Origin of the sequence: Arthrobacter sp. HMWF013 (assembly GCF_003061105.1) — a bacterium.
Taxonomy (GTDB): domain Bacteria; phylum Actinomycetota; class Actinomycetes; order Actinomycetales; family Micrococcaceae; genus Arthrobacter.
This window is the reverse complement of record NZ_QAIQ01000683.1, coordinates 1-2,372: the sequence shown is the minus strand read 5'-3', so window position 1 is coordinate 2,372 and position 2,372 is coordinate 1. Positions and strand designations below refer to the sequence as shown.

3 protein-coding genes are annotated in these 2,372 nt (G+C 66.0%); all 3 read left to right on the top strand.

Features of this window, described 5'->3' with window-relative positions; translation table 11 throughout:
* Positions 1-236 (top strand): endolytic transglycosylase MltG (locus tag DBR22_RS22160; RefSeq protein ID WP_146187628.1); only part of this gene is annotated, 236 nt, incomplete at its 5' end.
* A complete protein-coding gene (locus DBR22_RS22155) occupies positions 233-1,093 on the top strand; it encodes a shikimate dehydrogenase (protein WP_108600753.1) in 861 nt (286 codons plus the stop codon). The genes DBR22_RS22160 and DBR22_RS22155, both read left to right, overlap by 4 nt.
* Before the next feature lie 26 nt (positions 1,094-1,119).
* On the top strand, positions 1,120-2,319 hold the full coding sequence (gene aroC, locus DBR22_RS22150; protein ID WP_108600752.1) for a chorismate synthase: 1,200 nt from the start codon (positions 1,120-1,122) through the stop codon (positions 2,317-2,319).
* Positions 2,320-2,372: the final 53 nt, after the last annotated feature.

Here is a 2,372-nt window from a genome sequence, read left to right as displayed (position 1 = left end):
AGTCCAACCTGTACAACACCTACGCGAATCCCGGGCTGCCCCCGGGCCCCATCGGTTCTCCGGGCAAGACGGCCATCGACGCTGCCGCCAGGCCCAAGACCAATGACTACCTTTACTGGGTGACCATTAACCTGGACACCAAGGAGACGAAGTTCTCCAGGACGCTGGCCGAGCACAATGTCTACGTGGAGCAGTACAACACGTGGTGCACGGCCAACGTGGGCCGGTGCGCATGATCCCTCGGGCTGCCGTTCTCGGCCATCCGATCAGCCATTCCAAATCACCGGCCCTTCATCTGGCGGCCTACGCCAAGCTGGGCGCCGACATCGGCTACACCGCCCTGGACGTCACCGAGCAGGAATTGCCTGCCCTCATGGCCCGCATCAGGGCAGAAGACGGCTGGCGTGGACTGTCAGTGACCATGCCGCTGAAAACCGGCATGGTGGCGGAAGTGGACGAAGTCCGTGGCGTCGCGCTGACCCTCGGCGTAGTGAACACGGTTGCCTTCGAGGAGCACCTTGGCGCGACACGGCGGATCGGCTACAACACTGACGTCGCCGGAATCGTCAACGCGGTCGTCAACGCCGGGGTTGCTGCAAGCCCTGACGCAGTCATCCTCGGAGGCGGCGGAACGGCTGCCTCCGCGGTCGCTGCGCTCAAGGATCTGGGCACCAGGCATGCGCAGGTGTTCGTCCGCGACACAGCCCGCGCCGGTGATGCCAGGGCCGCCGCGGCCGCCGTCGGCCTCTCCATCGACGTCAGGCCGCTCTCCGAAGCCGCCGCTCCCACCGCACACGCCGACGTCGTCATTTCCACCCTCCCGCCGCACGGGGCCGACCATCTTGCACAGCACATCGCCGCGCTGGGCACCAGGACGCCGGGCGTGCTGCTCGATGTTGCGTATGATCCCTGGCCCAGCCGCATCGCTGCCGTGTGGCAGGACGGTGGCGGTTCGGTGGTTCCCGGGCTGGAGATGCTGCTGTACCAGGCGGTGGAACAGGTGCGCCTGTTCACCGGCCGTGGTGAGGACGTTAATGCAGCTGTCATAGATGTGATGTGTGACGCAGTCGGCCTTCCCCGACGGGCGATCTGAGTGCCATACGTGGCAGGATGGAAATTATGTTGCGTTGGTTGACAGCCGGAGAATCCCATGGTCCGGCTCTGATGGGAATTATTGAAGGCGTACCTGCCGGTGTTGAAATCACCAGCGGGCAGATCGCCGATTCGCTGGCCCGCCGCCGCCTCGGCTACGGCCGGGGCGCACGCATGAAGTTTGAGCAGGACGTAGTGACCATCCTTGGCGGCGTCCGCCATGGCCTCACCCAGGGCGGTCCGGTGGCCATCCAGGTGGGCAACACTGAGTGGCCCAAATGGGAGCAGATCATGTCTGCTGACCCCGTTGACCCCGAAGTCCTCGCCGATCAGGCGCGCAATGCACCGCTCACCCGTCCCCGTCCCGGACATGCCGATTTCACCGGTATGCAGAAGTACGGCTTTAGCGAGGCCCGGCCTGTTCTCGAACGTGCCAGCGCCCGCGAGACAGCCACCCGCGTGGCGATGGGAACCGTGGCTGCCCAGTTCCTTAAGCACCTCGGCATTGAGCTCGTCAGCCACACCGTTTCCATCGCCAGCGTGACGGTGCCCGAAGGCCGCCCACTGCCGGTCCCGGCCAACGTCATCGCGCTCGACGCGGATCCGCTGCGTTGCTTCGACCGCGAGACATCCGACGCCATGGTGGCCGAAGTGGACGCAGCGCACAAGGAAGGCGAAACCCTCGGCGGCGTCGTTGAGGTCCTCGCCTACGGGTTGCCGCCCGGACTGGGCAGTTACGTCCACTGGGACCGACGCCTCGATTCACGCCTGGCCGCTGCCCTGATGGGCATCCAGGCCATCAAGGGCGTTGAAGTGGGCGACGGCTTCCTCACTGCTGCCCGCCGCGGTTCGGCCGCCCATGACGAAATCGTCAAGGACGCCGACGGGAAAATCATCCGCACCTCCAACCGGGCCGGCGGCATCGAAGGCGGCATGAGCATCGGAGACGTCCTGCGTGTCCGGGCCGCGATGAAGCCCATCGCCACCGTTCCCCGGGCCCTGCGCACCGTGGACGTCAGCACGGGGGAGGCGGCGAAAGCCCACCACCAGCGTTCGGACGTCTGTGCCGTGCCGGCGGCGGGCGTCGTCGCGGAAGCGATGGTGGCCCTGGTGCTGGCAGAAGCCGTCGCGGAAAAGTTTGGCGGCGACTCCGTAGCTGAGACCGCACGCAACATCAAGGGTTACCTGGACAACATTCCGGCATCCCTGGACTCGATCGGCCACTAGTGCCCCGGGGCAGCAAAGCCGGTGTGCCGGGTAACAGGCCCATCGCCCTGATT